Source organism: Methanobrevibacter sp. UBA188 (assembly GCF_905234905.1).
Classification (GTDB): Archaea; Methanobacteriota; Methanobacteria; order Methanobacteriales; family Methanobacteriaceae; genus Methanocatella.
This window is the reverse complement of sequence record NZ_CAJOJM010000017.1, coordinates 23095-37154: the sequence shown is the minus strand read 5'-3', so window position 1 is coordinate 37154 and position 14060 is coordinate 23095. Positions and strand designations below refer to the sequence as shown.

Sequence of the window (14060 nt, the reverse complement as noted above, 5' to 3'; positions counted from 1 at the left end):
TTCCATTCAATGAGGTTTCAGTAATGTCAGAAAAAATGTTGGATGGAATGGGAAAGAGTTATCATGAATTATTCTTTACAATTGGAATCATTATCTACGAAATTTCAATAGTGACATTATTGGCACCGATATTCAAACACGGAGTTTGTGTTTTACTGGGAATATTAATAGGTGAAGTTACATTTGCTATTGCTTATTATATCTTATTAAAATATCTTCTTAACAAATCCAAAAAAAATATTCCATCCTGTGCTGGTTCTTAATACGAAAATGGTTAAAATGTGATTTTAGATATCATTAATAATCAAAATGATTTCACTTTTTGACCTTCAAATTTTTTCTAACTTGAAACTTGATACTACCACCTACAAAAAAAACATAGCCTCCTATTCAAAATTATCTTTTACCGATATGGCTTGAAATCAACTTCATATCTCATCACAAAAGCTTTTTGAAAAAAGACCTACATCCATGATATAATTTATAAAGTAATAAATACAAACTATTTAATGTATAAATGATTAAAAGGTTGGTGAAAATATTAGCGAAATTCCAAAAATAAATCAAGAAAAAACAAAAGAAGACATTGTTAATTTCATTAAATCCAAAGTTAACGAAGCTAAAACCGACGGAATTGTTGTTGGTTTAAGTGGAGGAATTGATTCAACATTGGCAGCATATTTGGCATGTGAAGCTGTTGGAAAAGAAAATGTATTTGGAATAATAATGCCATCTACCACAACACCAACAGAAGACAAACTTCACGGAATTTCAATAGCTCAAGGTTTAGGAATTGATTACAAAGAAATAGCTATTGACAGCATCTTAAATGAATTTTTATTAATGACTCAACTTGAAGAGAATAATTTGGCTATTGGAAACCTTAAAGCTAGAATTAGAATGTCAATCATTTATTACTATGCAAATGCTAAAAATTACCTCGTTAGCGGAACCGGAAATAAAAGTGAAATTTTAATCGGCTACTTTACAAAACATGGAGACGGTGCATGTGATATTGAACCGATTGGAGATTTATACAAAACTGATGTTTATAGATTAAGCGAATTTATGGGTATCCCACAAGAAATTATCGATAAACCTCCTCGTGCGGGATTATGGAATAATCAAACCGATGAAGCTGAACTTGGAATGTCTTATGATTTAATTGACCAAATTCTTTATGAATACTGTGAAAATGATAAAGAAATTAGTGAAATTTCACAAAATTTAGAAATCTCACAAGATGATGTTGATATGATTATTAAAAAGATAATCAGGAACGAACATAAAAGCAAAGTTCCTGAAAGTCCTCAAAAAACAATCTTATAAAATGGTGATTTAGTGAGCGAAAATATTGAAAAAAAATGGCAGAAAAAATGGGCAGATGCAAAGCTATTTGAATCTAACCCTGATGAAAGAGAAAAACTATTCCTTACAGTAGCTTTCCCATACCCAAGTGGTGCAATGCATATTGGTCACGGCCGTACTTACACCGTGCCTGATGTTTATGCAAGATTTAAAAGAATGGAAGGCTATAACGTATTATTCCCAATGGCATGGCACGTTACAGGTGCACCAGTTATTGGAATAGCCGACAGGATTAAAAGAAAAGACCCTTGGACACTTGATTTATATGAAAGAGTTCACGGTGTACCAAAAGAGACTTTGCCAGAATTAGAAGACCCAGAATTTATTGTAAAATACTTCTCAACAGAATATCATGAAGTAATGGAAGAAATGGGTTATTCAATTGACTGGAGAAGAGAATTTAGGACAATTGATCCAACCTATAAAAAATTCATAGAATGGCAAATAACTACATTATACGAAAAAGGATTAGTTGCAAAAGGAGAACATCCTGTAAAATACTGTCCAAACTGTGACAACCCTGTTGGAGACCATGACTTGCTTGAAGGAGAAGGTGTAGGAGTTAATGAACTCACCCTTTTAAAATTCCCAATAGGAGATAAAATTTTAGTTACCGCAACACTTAGGCCAGAAACCATTGTCGGTGCTACCAACATCTGGTTAAATCCCGATGTGGAATATGTTTTAGCTAATGCAAATGGTGAAAATTGGGTTATAACAAAAGAAGCTCACTACAACTTATCAAACCAAATCAAAGATTTAGAAATCATTTCAGAAATTAATCCTAATGATTTAATTGGTAAAATGGCAACAAATCCATTTACTGGAGATGAATTACCTATATTCCCTGCCAGTTTTGTAAGTGCATCATACGGAAGTGGTGTTGTATTTTCCGAACCTGCTGATGCTCCAGCAGACTACATTGCACTAAAAGACTTGAAAAATAACGATGAATTAATAGCCAAATATAATTTAAGCGGAATTATTGAAAATGTAGAGCCAATTCCAGTATGTACCCTTAAGGGATATGGAGAAATTCCTGCTGCAGACATTATTGAAAGGCTTGGAATTACAGACCAAAACGATGAAAAATTACACGAAGCAACCAATGAATTATACAAACAGCAACACAGTAAAGGAAGAATAATCGAATCCATTCCTGATTTTGGTGGAATGAAAGTTCGTTTCGCTCGTGAAGAGTTAAAAGAAAAATTAATCAACGACAACATGGCTACAATCATGTATGACTTTGCTGAAAGGCCTGTTGTATGCAGATGTGGAAACAACTGTGTTGTTAAAATCATGGATGACCAATGGTTCATGAAATATGGAAATGAAGAATGGACCGAAAAGACTTTAGAAGTCCTAGAAGGAGAAACAATCATCCCCCATGAAATCAAAAATAACTTTGAATATTATCTCAACTGGCTAGACGATTGGGCTTGTTCTAGAAAAGTAGGACTTGGAACAAGACTTCCATGGGACAATCAATGGTTAATCGAACCTTTAACTGATTCCACCATCTACATGTCATATTATTCAATTGCAAAATACCTAAGGGACATGAATCCTGATGACTTGAACAGAGCATTCTTCGATAAGGTACTTTTAGATAAGGATTCCGGAGACATTACAGTGCCTGCAGAAAAAGTCAAAGAAATCCAGGATGAATTTAACTATTGGTATCCTCTTGACTGGAGGTTATCTGCAAAAGATTTAGTAGGAAATCACTTAAGTTTCCTGATGTTCCACCACAGTGCAATTTATCCAAAAGATAAATGGCCAAAAGGAACTGTAGTCTTTGGAATGGGTCTTTTAGAAGGAAACAAGATGTCTTCATCAAAAGGTAATGTTATTTTACTTAAGGATGCTATCAAGGATTACACCGCAGACGTAGTAAGATTATTCTTAATGGCTTCTGCTGAACCATGGCAAGACTTTGACTGGAGAGAAAAAGAAGTTTTAGGAACAAAAAGAAGACTTGAATGGTTTAGAGAATTTGCAGCAAATATTGAAGAAATCAAAGGTTCCAAACTCGACTTAAGCAATATTGAAAAAGTAGAGCTTACCCGTACAATTGACTTATGGATGATAAGCCAACTTAATCAACATATTAAAAACGCTACAGAAGCACTGGAAGTTTTCCAAACAAGACAGGCATTACAAGATTCCCTATTCTTACTTAAAAAAGACATAGACCACTACCTATATCGTGTGAAACATTTAATCGATTCACAGGATCCTGCAATAATTTATGTCTTATCCACAGTTTTAGAAAACTGGATTAGGCTTTTAGCACCATTTACTCCACACACTTCAGAGGAATTATGGAGCAAATATGGTGGAGAAGGCTTTGTCAGTGAAGCAAGCTGGCCGGAATATGATTCAGAACTTGTAAGTTTAGAAATTGAAAAATCAGAAGAATTAGTGCAGAATATCATAAAAGATATTACACAAATCAAGAAAATGGTTAAAGGAGATATCTCCAAAGTCCATGTTTATCTTGCTCCTGATTGGAAATGGGAATTATACAAAATAGCCGATGAAGTCGGAAAACCGGATATCGGCCAAATTATGGGAAGAGCTATTCAGGCTAACATCAACGATGATAAAAAAGAAATCGCAATGGTAGCTAAAAAAATCGGTAAGGAAATGACCAAAACAAGATACATCGGTAAAATCAATGAAGAAGAAATTTTAACCGATGCACTTGACTACATTACTGAAGAAATTGGTGATGAAGTCATTATTCACACCGATGATGCTTATGACCCACAAAACAAGGCAAGAAATGCAATGCCTTATAAACCCGCAATATTCATGGAATAATTTTATTATTCCTTCTTTTTTTCTTTATATACCCATTTAATAAACATTTTAGATATTTAATATGAAACCTCCGAAGTGGACAATGCATCCATGAAATTTAATCAAAGATAGGGTCTTTAATTTTTACTATTATATTAACTTCACTGCAAAATATGAAACAAACAAATAATTTAATTAAACAAGTCATCAAATAATAAATATAGATATTGTTGGATGTAGATTAAATCATGGTGAAAACATGAGCAAATCAAATATTGCAAAAATTGAAGAAGCAATCCTAAAGTTTACAAAACCGGATTATATGGTAATGCAAAAAAAAGTTGATGAATTTTTGGAAAAAAAATCACAAACTACTGAAAAGCCAGTGAAAAGCATATTTAAAAGCATTGATTTTAATGGAATGCAGGTTTTTACCTTTGGAGATAAAAAATCCAAAAACACCATCCTTTTCATGCATGGCGGAGCATATGTAAACGAGATAAATTACCAGCACTTCCTATATTGTTATCTGCTATCAAAAAAATTAGATGCTTATGTCCTTGCACCAGTTTATCCTTTAGCACCATTACATGACGTGAATGAGAGTATTGAAAAAATTACAGAATTATATAAATCTTTGATAGATTTAAACACCAATTTAATCTTAATGGGCGACTCAGCAGGTGGAGGATTCATATTATCATTTTCACAATACATAAAAACTATCAATTTAACCCAACCAGATCACATCATAACATTTTCACCATGGGTCGACATTTCAATGAGCAATTCTCCATACAATGATGAAAACGACCCGATTTTAGGAGAAATTGGCCTTAGAGAAATTGGAAAATCCTGGGCTGGAAATCTAGACACTAAAGACTATAAAGTAAGTCCTCTTTTTGGAAATGTGGCCAATCAGGCCCCAACACTAATTTTTGCAGGAGATAATGAAATATTCTACAAGGACATTAAGCTTTACGTTGAAAAACTCGAAGAGAATGATGTTAATGTTAAATTCATAACTGGAAAAGGATTATTCCATATTTATCCATTATTCCCCATACCTGAGGCAAAAAAAGCATTTAAAGAAATAAAAAAAGAGATAATGGCATAATTATCTCATATATAAAATATATTTTCCAAATTTCGGAATTCTATAAATAATAACTGCAGCAGCATAACTGCATATTATCAATACAATCCAAAGAATAATAGCTTTTACAGGTTCTGAAAATGGTAAATACACAACAAATGGCAATAATGGTAGCCTAAATAAGTTATGTATTAAAAACACTGCAAATGAATACTTTGATAAAAATTGGATTCCCCTATATGCTTTTACTGTTTCTACTCTGGAACATAATTCAAATAAGGCAAATGAACCCAGTAAAATGAATGGGAATTCATACCATAAGAAGAAATCATATCCTCTTAAGAATGTGTAGTATTGGAACAATACGCAAATTATAAATGAAATGATAGCTAAAAGCGCTAATTTGTAACTTGAATACTTTTTAAAGTATCCTTTTTTAACCAAATATCCTAAAATAATATAAATTCCATATGCTCCACCACTAAAACCAAGTGAATACTGTATATTTACATCCTGAATTCCAAAAATATCAAACAATAATGAAACAAAAGGAACAACGAATGCTAAAAATGAAAATACTATTGTTGCACGGTAAATTGTATCCACATCAAAGTGTTTTAAAGCAGCTGCAACAAAAGGCATTGAAAGATACATTCCAATAATCATTGGCATATACCACATGTGAGAGAAAAACAATGTTCCCGCTTCTGAAACATTCACGACATCATAAAATACAGTAACAAACTGTAAACTAATCACATATAAAATTGTCCAAATTACAGTAATGATGATTAGAGTTCTTACATTGTTTGCCCAAAAGTGACGGGTCTTATCATCATCATAACTTCTATCAAGCAACAGATAACCTGTAATCATTAAAAAGAATGGAACACCAATACGCCCAATAAAGAGTGATGCAAAGTTAAAAATCCTTGAAGGTAAAGTATAATTCACTATCATGTCTGAAGTAATTATATAGATTCCATCAGTAGCATGAATATACAATACTGTCAAGATTGCTATTGCACGTACAAGATCAATCCATTGAATCCTAGTTTTAGCCATAAATTTTCACCGAAAAATTGACATGAATATTTATGTAATTTAATAATTAAAATATTTTGTTCAAAATAATTGTTAATCAATACAAAAAAAATAGAAAAGTCGGTTATAATTTTCTAGCAAAAAGCAGATAGCCACTATGACCGACCATACGTGTTTTTGGTCTTACACCCTGAGTTCTAACTTCCAATCCTCTCTCAAGAGTTTCAATAATTTCAATATCATAAAAGCCTAATTTTTTAGCTACACGGTAAGAAGTTTCGGCCTGATCAATATAAGGTGCATAAACTGCAAGCCATCCACCAACATTTAATGATTCCATTACCTCTTCAAATATTTCAAATGGCTTTGGCAAGTCTAAAAAGATCAAATCAATGTTATCTTCATCGATGCCTTCCTTAATGTTTTTATTTTTGACTTCGATGTTTGTAATATTCCTGCGGGCAACTTCAGCAAAGTCTTCACGGACTTCATATGTAAAAACTTTGCCTTCTAAACCGACGACATTTCCAAAATGAAGTGCAATAGCTCCAGCACCTGTTCCGGCATCGACTACACGTGACCCTGCACCCAAACCGGTGTGAGCCAAAACTTGCCCAATATCCTTTTTAATAAGAATTGAACATCTTCTCTCCATCAAATCGATGAAATCATTGACATTAGGTTTTACGATTTTAAATGAGTGGTCAAGGTGACTTTTTACTTCATCCCCTATTTGTGCATTGTCCAATACATCCGCCTTTACAATGCCTAAATCGCTTTGAAATTCAGCCCCTGGCTTTAAAATATACTTTTTTCCACGTTCATCTAAAATCATTTTCATACATTACACCTAATTTTCAAGTTCTGCCAATCTTTTCACTCTTTTTAATGAATCAGGGTGGGTTGAGAACAGTTCCATGATTCCGCTTGTTTTTGAAATTTTAACTTCTGAGTTGGCGAGTTTTCTTAACTCTTCATCGGAAATTCTTCCGTCACCATCAAAGTCTATTTGCTGGAAGTCTGTAACATCACGTTTAGCATTATTTACATCAGTTGCAAAAAATGCCCTGTTAACATTAACATCATCAATAGTTTCCTTACTGCATCTTGAAGCACCGTAAGACAATTTGTAAAGCGCTGATACCAATGCTGCCGGACGATTACCAAATTCAACGCTTGCTGCATCAGCATAGTATTCACGGGTTCTTGAGATAAACAATACCAATAGCTGACCCAACAAGTAAAACAGATAACCAAATATTCCTATTATGAGTCCTGCACCATTATCATTATCCCCTGAAAACATGAAGGACAATGCAATATAATAGCAAATCATTGGAATTACACTAACTGCTGCTGTTACAGCCATGTCATTATGTTTAATATGGCCCATTTCATGACCGAGCACTGCTTTTAACTCATCACGGTCAAGCAAGCCTAAAATTGGACGAGTGATTGCAATATGTCCGCTTCTGCTTGTTCTTCCATAAGCAAATGCATTTGGAATGTTGATTTCAGAAAGACCAATTTCAGGTTTTGGAACACCCGCAGCATCCGCCAATTCCTGAACCATCTGATGAATATGTGGTGCTTCAGCTTCAGATAACGGCCTTACATTCATTGAACGTTTAACAATACTTGGTCCAAACCAATACTGTAAAAATACGATTACTAAGCTCACACCTGCGTATAATCTCCAACTGCTTATTCCCAAATAACGTCCGACAAGGAAAATAAGGAAATAAACAATTGTAAACATAATCACAGATGTTAAAAGCATTCTTAACTTAAGTTTCCATGTACCTTTCATTTTAACACCTTAAACTTTTCATGACATTACTTTTCATGTACTCTCTCAATTGAATTATATATAATATTTTCAAATATAAAAACATTAAGCAAACATTAATTATTGACAAAAAACATAAACATCTTACATAAAGAAATGGTGATTTAATGACTGGACCATGGGTAGAAAAATATAGACCACAAAATTTAGAAGACATCGTAGGACAAAAACAAATCATAACAAGACTTGAAAAATATGTTGGCGAAGGAAGCATGCCTAACTTAATGTTTACTGGACCTGCAGGGGTTGGAAAAACAACAACAGCAATTGCACTAGTAAAATCAATTCTTGGAGAATATTGGAAACAAAACTTCCTGGAATTGAATGCATCCGATGCAAGAGGAATTGAAACTGTAAGAAACGACATTAAAAATTTCTGTAGACTTAAACCTATAGGCACTCCATTCAGAATAATATTTTTAGATGAAGTAGACAACATGACCAAAGATGCTCAACACGCTTTAAGACGTGAAATGGAAATGTATACAAAAACAGCATCATTCATCCTTTCATGTAATTACTCTTCCAAAATTATTGATCCAATCCAGTCAAGATGTGCTATTTTTAGATTTGCTCCAATAAAAGGTGAAGAAATAGCTGAAAGATTAAAGTTCATTTGTGAAAGTGAAGGATTTGAAGCTGATGATAAAGGTATTGAAACCATAGTCTACTTTGCAGAAGGAGATATGCGTAAAGCTGTCAATGTCCTACAGGCAGCTACAAGCGAAGGAGAAGCCGTCACTGAAGATTCTGTCTATGAAGTCATTTCCAAAGCGAAACCTCAAGACATAGGAAATATGATTAATAAGGCATTAATGGGAGATTTCCTAGGAGCCAGAACCATTTTAAGAGAAACCATGGTTTTACAGGGAACCAGCGGTGAAGACATGGTTAGTCAAATTTATTCAGATGTTTCCAAAAGAGTTGTTGACGGAAAAATGGAACCTGATTTTTATATTGATTTGATTGAAGCAATAGCTGATTGTGACTTTAGAATAAGAGAAGGAGCAAATCCTAGAATTCAACTTGAAGCATTACTAACTAAATTTATCTAAGGTATGGAAATGTTATGGACTGATAAATACCGACCGCAAACCTTAGATGAAGTGGTTGGTAACAATAAAGAGAAGAAAATAATTATTGATTGGGTTAACAGCTGGAAAAATGGTAATCCTCAAAATCCACTGCTTTTGGTTGGTCCCCCTGGAATTGGTAAAACAACACTCGCATTAGTGATTGCAAAAGATTTTTCAGAACATATTGAACTTAATGCAAGTGATAAACGTTCCCAAGACGTAATTAAACGTACAATAGGAGAATCATCCTCATCAAGATCCCTTTTTGGTGATGAATACAAGTTAATTATCATGGACGAAGTTGACGGTATTCATGGGACTAATGACCGTGGCGGAGTTAAGGCTATCGGAGACATCATCAAAAATTCCAAACATCCGATGATATTGATAGCTAATGATTTTTATTCAAAACGTTTGCAATCCATAAAACCTAAGTGTACAGTTATTAAAATGCCTAAGGTAAGAAGTCCGAGCATCAGAAAAGCACTTAAGGAAATTGCTCAAAAAGAAGAAATTAAAGCTAATCCTAAGGCATTGGATTTGATTGCTAAAAAATCAAATGGAGATATGCGTTCCGCAATAAACACCTTACAGTCACTAGCCGATAAGGAAAATGTTTTAGAACCTGCAGATGTTGAAAACATCAGAACAAAAGACGACAGGTCAGACATATTCAATGCAATAACTGGTGTTTTGAAAAGTAAAAATCCATTACATGTAAGGGAAGCCCTAAGGGTTGACGAAGACCCCACATTAGTTATGGAATACATTGCAGAAAATATCCCTAGAGAATACACTAACAAAAATGAAATCAAAAAAGCTTATGAAAACATAGCCAGGGCAGATTTATACTTTGGAAGAGCACAAAGCAGCAGAAATTATGGTTATTGGAAATATGCAAGTGATTTCATGGGAATTGGAGTAAGCTCATCAAAAAAAGAAACCTATAAAAAATTCTCAAAAATCCAAACACCAACCATATTTACATTAATGGGGCGAAACAGAGGTAAAAGAAACTTAAGAGATGGAATTGCTCAAAAAATGTCAGAAAAAATGCATATTTCACATGCAATTGCCATTTCAATGTTCCCATATTTGGAAATAATGTTTGCAAATGATGAACTTGCATGGGAAATCTCTGACTTTTTAGATTTGGACGAAACTGAAATAAAACGATTCAGAAAGAAAAAAATCCCTAAAAAGGTCATCAAAAAAATGGAAGAGAAAAAAGGTCAAATGAGGGCTGAAGAGCGTGACAGGAGATTTGAAGAACTTCAAAATCAGATGATGAATGAAGTTGAAAACAAACCTGAAGAAGAAATTCCATTTGAAGTTAATATTGAAGATGAAACTGAAGAAATAGTTGAAGAACCTCCAGAAACTGAAATTAACGAAGCTGAAGAAGAGATAGTTGAAGAACCTCCAGAAGCTGAAGTTAATGAAAGTGAAGAAGAAAAATCTAAAAAGAAAGGGGACAAACAAGTTTCACTTTTTAGCTTCTAATTTTTTTTCAATGTATTCAGAGGCCTTTAAAACATTTTCACGATATTGAGGAGCTACATCTTCTAAAAATTCCATGAAGGAAGTAGCTAACTCATCATTATTTTCATTTTCAATAATCTTTTTACCATCCATTTCTAAAAATGAGTTGATCCAATCCAAAGGAACATTAATCAAAGGATAGATTTCATCGGATTTTTTATTGAATTCCAATCCGTCGCCATGAAAAATTGCTGAAAAAATGCCGTTGACCTCATCATCAAGAATTGTAGGGTTTATAACATAGTCATAATCCCCTTCATAAACCAATTTCACACCATACTTTCGAGTGTATGGCTCCATCAACACTTCCACCATAAAATTGTTTTTAGGCATTAAAATAACTGAATTTGGATTGATTTCAAAAGACAGCACCTTTGATGACTTTGAACAAATTTTTTGAAATAGGCTATTTCTCACAATTTCGATTCCAGGATAGTGTTTTTTAAAGGTGGCTTCCCGTTTTCTTGAAAACTTTGAAAATCTTAAATTGTTAATATAAATTTTTTGTGAAGTATATGAAATGAATCTGGTATCCACTCCAATAATCTTTAAAAATTTCAACACGTCTTTTTTGGATGTTGAAAATTCTTCCTTATCTTGTGCCAATCCTGAAATATTAAACATCAAATCCATATTATCATTCTAAATTAAGTGTATTTCTTAAAGCCTTTTCCATGACATCAACAGGTGCGGTTTTGCCTGTCCATATTTTAAAGCTTTCTGCTCCCTGATACAGTAACATCTTAATTCCGTAAACAGGTTTGGCATTTGCTTTAATCGCTTCCTTTATAAGCACGGTTTCGTTTGGATTGTAAACTGCATCAAATACAACCAAATCCTCATCCATCATATCTGCCTTAACGATTGGTTCATCGCTGATGTTAGGATGCATTCCCAAAGGAGTGGTATCGATTAAAACGTCAGCACCCTCCATATAATTGCCAATTGCATTGATTGAATCATAAGCAACTTCCCCAATCAAACCTGAATCTGAAACATCACTAGCCAAACTTTCCGCTTTAGCTTCATTTCTGTTTAAAATTGTTAAAGATTCAGCACCGTATTTTGCAATATAAAATGAAATCGCCCTTGAAGCACCGCCCGCACCAGCAACGACAACATTCTTATTTTTAATTGATGTTACCTCTTCAATGGCTTTTACAGCACCAATTCCATCAGTATTATAACCCTTCAAATTCTTAAAATCAATTGTATTTACTGCACCGATTAACCTGGCCACTTCATCCAGATCATCCAAGTATTGCATTACGTCAACCTTATGAGGAATAGTGACATTGAACCCTTTAATGTTTAAAGATTCAGCCCCTTCAATCGCTGATTTTAAATCATTGGGATTTACATCAAATGCAACATATGCATAATCCATGTTCAATGCATCAAATGCTGCATTATGCATAGGCGGTGAAAAGCTATGCTCGACAGGATGGCCTATTAAACCGACAATATTTGTACTACCTTTAATTTTCATATATTAGTTTATTGATTAACAAAGATTATATAACTTTGTACATACATAGTTAAATTATAATATATTATTTACAAGGAGAGTAAAAATGGAATTTACAAGACCAAGAGGTACAAGAGATTTCTTATTTGAAGAAATGCGTAAGAGAAAACAAGCAGAAGGTACCTTAAGAAAAATATTTGAAAGTTACGGTTATCAAGAAATTAAAACACCCTTATTTGAAGAATTAAGCTTATTTACAACAAAATCCGGAGAAGAAATTGTAAACCAATTATACAATTTCAAAGACAAATCAGACCGGGAATTAACTTTAAGACCTGAAATTACCGCACCTGTTGCAAGATTATACTTAAATGAACTTGAAAAAACAGCTGTGAAACCAATCAAACTTTATTACTATGGAAGCTGTTTCAGATATGAAAGACCTCAAAAAGGAAGATTCAGACAATTCTGGCAATTTGGCTGCGAATTGATTGGTGCAAAAACTCCTCAGGGAGAAGCCGAAGTCATTGCACTTTGTTCAGATGCAATCAAATCATTGGGAATTACAAGCGCAGACGTTAATATCAACCATTTAGGAATTATAAGAGGACTGTTCAAACACTTTGAAATATCAACTGAAACCCAAAGGGAAATCATGGTCGTAATCGATAAAGGGGACAAAGACCTATTAATCGAATCTTTGAGTGGTGATGAACCGGTTATCGACAATGATGAATTAAATCAAATTTTATTAAAATTAATTGACCTTGTTGGAGACAAATCAATAATAAGTGAAGTTGAAGAATTGATTGCACCATATGATGAGCCAAAAGAAGCCCTTGAACAGCTAAAAGAATTAATATCACTTCTTGAAGCATTCCAGGTTCAAAATTATACTTTAAATTTAGGCGTTGCAAGAGGACTTGATTATTATACCGGAATTGTGTTCGAAATCTATGTTCCAGAACTCGGTGCTCAAAAGCAAATTTGCGGTGGAGGATCATACAGTCTTGTCAAGCTCTTTGGAGGTCAGGAAGTTGAATCAACTGGTTTTGCATTAGGTTTTGACAGATTAATGAATGCAATTGAAGAATTGACTGATGCAGAAGAATTGCCTTCACACTTGGATGTTTATGTAGCTCCAATTTCAGCAGACGTTAGAGTTAAAGCATACGAAATTACACAAACATTAAGACAAAACGGATTCAAAACAGATGTTGACTTGAACGGCAAAAAATTCAAGAAACTAATGAATTATGCCGATAAAATCAAGGTTGAAAAGATGATAATTATTGGTGCCAATGACCTTGCAGAAGGCAAAGTCACCGTTAAGGACATGGTCAGTGGAGATCAAGAATTAGTTGACATCGACAATATCGTAAATCATATCAAAGGTGAATAAAATGGAAATTAACTTTAGACATGAAATCAATGGCCAAAAGGTCATTACAGCAGTAGCCCAAGATGCAGACACCAACCAAATTTTAATGTTGGCAAACATGAACAAGGAAGCGCTCCAAAAAACAATTGAAACAGGCAAAGCCCATTACTGGAGCACTTCAAGAAACAAGATTTGGTTGAAAGGAGAAAGTTCAGGACATTTCCAGGAAGTTAAAGAGATTCTTGTTGACTGTGATATGGATGCAATCGTTTTGAAAATCAAACAAACTGGAGCAGCATGTCACGAAGGCTATCTTTCATGTTTCTTTAGAAAATTGAATACTGAAAACGTTGACATTGAAGATTTAAAAGAAGATGATTTGGAAATTATCCTGGAAAGACTCGTAAACCCTGATGAAGTGTATTAAA

13 protein-coding genes are annotated in these 14060 nt (G+C 33.7%); 8 read left to right on the top strand and 5 right to left on the bottom strand.

Going from position 1 to position 14060, the window contains the following annotated elements:
* From QZ143_RS05175 to QZ143_RS05160, 4 genes are all read left to right on the top strand, one after another.
* Nucleotides 1-263: hypothetical protein (locus tag QZ143_RS05175; protein ID WP_292881871.1), on the top strand; the 263-nt coding region annotated here is incomplete at its 5' end.
* 277 nt (nt 264-540) lie between these two features.
* Nucleotides 541-1329, top strand: coding sequence for an NAD+ synthase (locus QZ143_RS05170; RefSeq protein WP_292881874.1), 789 nt, complete (start codon nt 541-543; stop codon nt 1327-1329).
* Between the two features lie 12 nt (nt 1330-1341).
* Nucleotides 1342-4197: a leucine--tRNA ligase gene (gene leuS / locus QZ143_RS05165; RefSeq protein ID WP_292607845.1), complete on the top strand. Its 2856-nt coding sequence runs from the start codon at nt 1342-1344 to the stop codon at nt 4195-4197.
* Between the two features lie 238 nt (nt 4198-4435).
* Nucleotides 4436-5293: an alpha/beta hydrolase gene (locus QZ143_RS05160; RefSeq protein ID WP_292881869.1), complete on the top strand. Its 858-nt coding sequence runs from the start codon at nt 4436-4438 to the stop codon at nt 5291-5293.
* Here the strand turns inward: QZ143_RS05160 and QZ143_RS05155 are convergent, their stop codons facing one another.
* The 3 genes from QZ143_RS05155 to QZ143_RS05145 all read right to left on the bottom strand — a co-directional run bounded on the left by QZ143_RS05155 (nt 5294) and on the right by QZ143_RS05145 (nt 8126).
* Nucleotides 5294-6337: an acyltransferase gene (locus QZ143_RS05155; protein ID WP_292607842.1), complete on the bottom strand. Its 1044-nt coding sequence runs from the start codon at nt 6335-6337 to the stop codon at nt 5294-5296. It lies immediately after the preceding gene.
* Between the two features lie 103 nt (nt 6338-6440).
* Complete coding sequence (locus QZ143_RS05150; RefSeq protein ID WP_292881866.1) at nt 6441-7157, bottom strand: tRNA (adenine-N1)-methyltransferase; 717 nt, start codon at nt 7155-7157, stop codon at nt 6441-6443.
* Between the two features lie 9 nt (nt 7158-7166).
* Nucleotides 7167-8126, bottom strand: coding sequence for a zinc metalloprotease HtpX (locus QZ143_RS05145; RefSeq protein ID WP_292881864.1), 960 nt, complete (start codon nt 8124-8126; stop codon nt 7167-7169).
* A 146-nt stretch (nt 8127-8272) separates the two neighbouring features.
* Between QZ143_RS05145 and QZ143_RS05140 the strand changes: the two genes are divergently transcribed.
* Entirely contained in the window at nt 8273-9220 is a 948-nt protein-coding gene (locus tag QZ143_RS05140; protein WP_292609090.1) for a replication factor C small subunit, read from the top strand.
* Nucleotides 9221-9229: 9 nt separating this feature from the next.
* Nucleotides 9230-10744 carry a replication factor C large subunit gene (locus tag QZ143_RS05135; RefSeq protein ID WP_292881861.1) on the top strand — a complete coding sequence of 505 codons (1515 nt, stop codon included), beginning with the start codon at nt 9230-9232 and terminating at the stop codon, nt 10742-10744.
* On the opposite strand, the gene QZ143_RS05130 is transcribed toward QZ143_RS05135, so the two are convergent.
* Nucleotides 10727-11416, bottom strand: a complete 690-nt coding sequence (locus tag QZ143_RS05130) for an ATPase (protein ID WP_292881859.1) — start codon at nt 11414-11416, stop codon at nt 10727-10729. The two genes, QZ143_RS05135 and QZ143_RS05130, sit on opposite strands and share 18 nt — an antisense overlap.
* A gap of 4 nt (nt 11417-11420) precedes the next feature.
* On the bottom strand, nt 11421-12272 hold the full coding sequence (gene aroE, locus QZ143_RS05125; protein WP_292881857.1) for a shikimate dehydrogenase: 852 nt from the start codon (nt 12270-12272) through the stop codon (nt 11421-11423).
* 85 nt (nt 12273-12357) lie between these two features.
* On the opposite strand from aroE, the gene hisS reads away from it, so the two are divergent.
* Both hisS and hisI read left to right on the top strand, forming a co-directional pair.
* Nucleotides 12358-13653 (top strand): histidine--tRNA ligase, encoded by a 1296-nt coding sequence (gene hisS / locus QZ143_RS05120; RefSeq protein WP_292881854.1) that lies wholly within the window; start codon nt 12358-12360, stop codon nt 13651-13653.
* Nucleotide 13654: 1 nt separating this feature from the next.
* The gene (hisI, locus tag QZ143_RS05115; RefSeq protein ID WP_292609076.1) at nt 13655-14059 is read left to right on the top strand and encodes a phosphoribosyl-AMP cyclohydrolase; all 405 of its coding nucleotides are present in this window, start codon (nt 13655-13657) and stop codon (nt 14057-14059) included.
* Nucleotide 14060 lies beyond the last annotated feature (1 nt).

Excerpts from the sequence above, each read along its gene's own strand:
- QZ143_RS05160 (WP_292881869.1), top strand. The coding sequence starts at position 4,436 with ATGAGCAAATCAAATATTGCAAAAATTGAAGAAGCAATCCTAAAGTTT.
- QZ143_RS05155 (WP_292607842.1), bottom strand. The coding sequence starts at position 6,337 with ATGGCTAAAACTAGGATTCAATGGATTGATCTTGTACGTGCAATAGCA.
- QZ143_RS05150 (WP_292881866.1), bottom strand. The coding sequence starts at position 7,157 with ATGAAAATGATTTTAGATGAACGTGGAAAAAAGTATATTTTAAAGCCA.
- QZ143_RS05145 (WP_292881864.1), bottom strand. The coding sequence starts at position 8,126 with ATGAAAGGTACATGGAAACTTAAGTTAAGAATGCTTTTAACATCTGTG.
- QZ143_RS05140 (WP_292609090.1), top strand. The coding sequence starts at position 8,273 with ATGACTGGACCATGGGTAGAAAAATATAGACCACAAAATTTAGAAGAC.
- QZ143_RS05135 (WP_292881861.1), top strand. The coding sequence starts at position 9,230 with ATGTTATGGACTGATAAATACCGACCGCAAACCTTAGATGAAGTGGTT.
- QZ143_RS05130 (WP_292881859.1), bottom strand. The coding sequence starts at position 11,416 with ATGGATTTGATGTTTAATATTTCAGGATTGGCACAAGATAAGGAAGAA.
- aroE (WP_292881857.1), bottom strand. The coding sequence starts at position 12,272 with ATGAAAATTAAAGGTAGTACAAATATTGTCGGTTTAATAGGCCATCCT.
- hisS (WP_292881854.1), top strand. The coding sequence starts at position 12,358 with ATGGAATTTACAAGACCAAGAGGTACAAGAGATTTCTTATTTGAAGAA.
- hisI (WP_292609076.1), top strand. The coding sequence starts at position 13,655 with ATGGAAATTAACTTTAGACATGAAATCAATGGCCAAAAGGTCATTACA.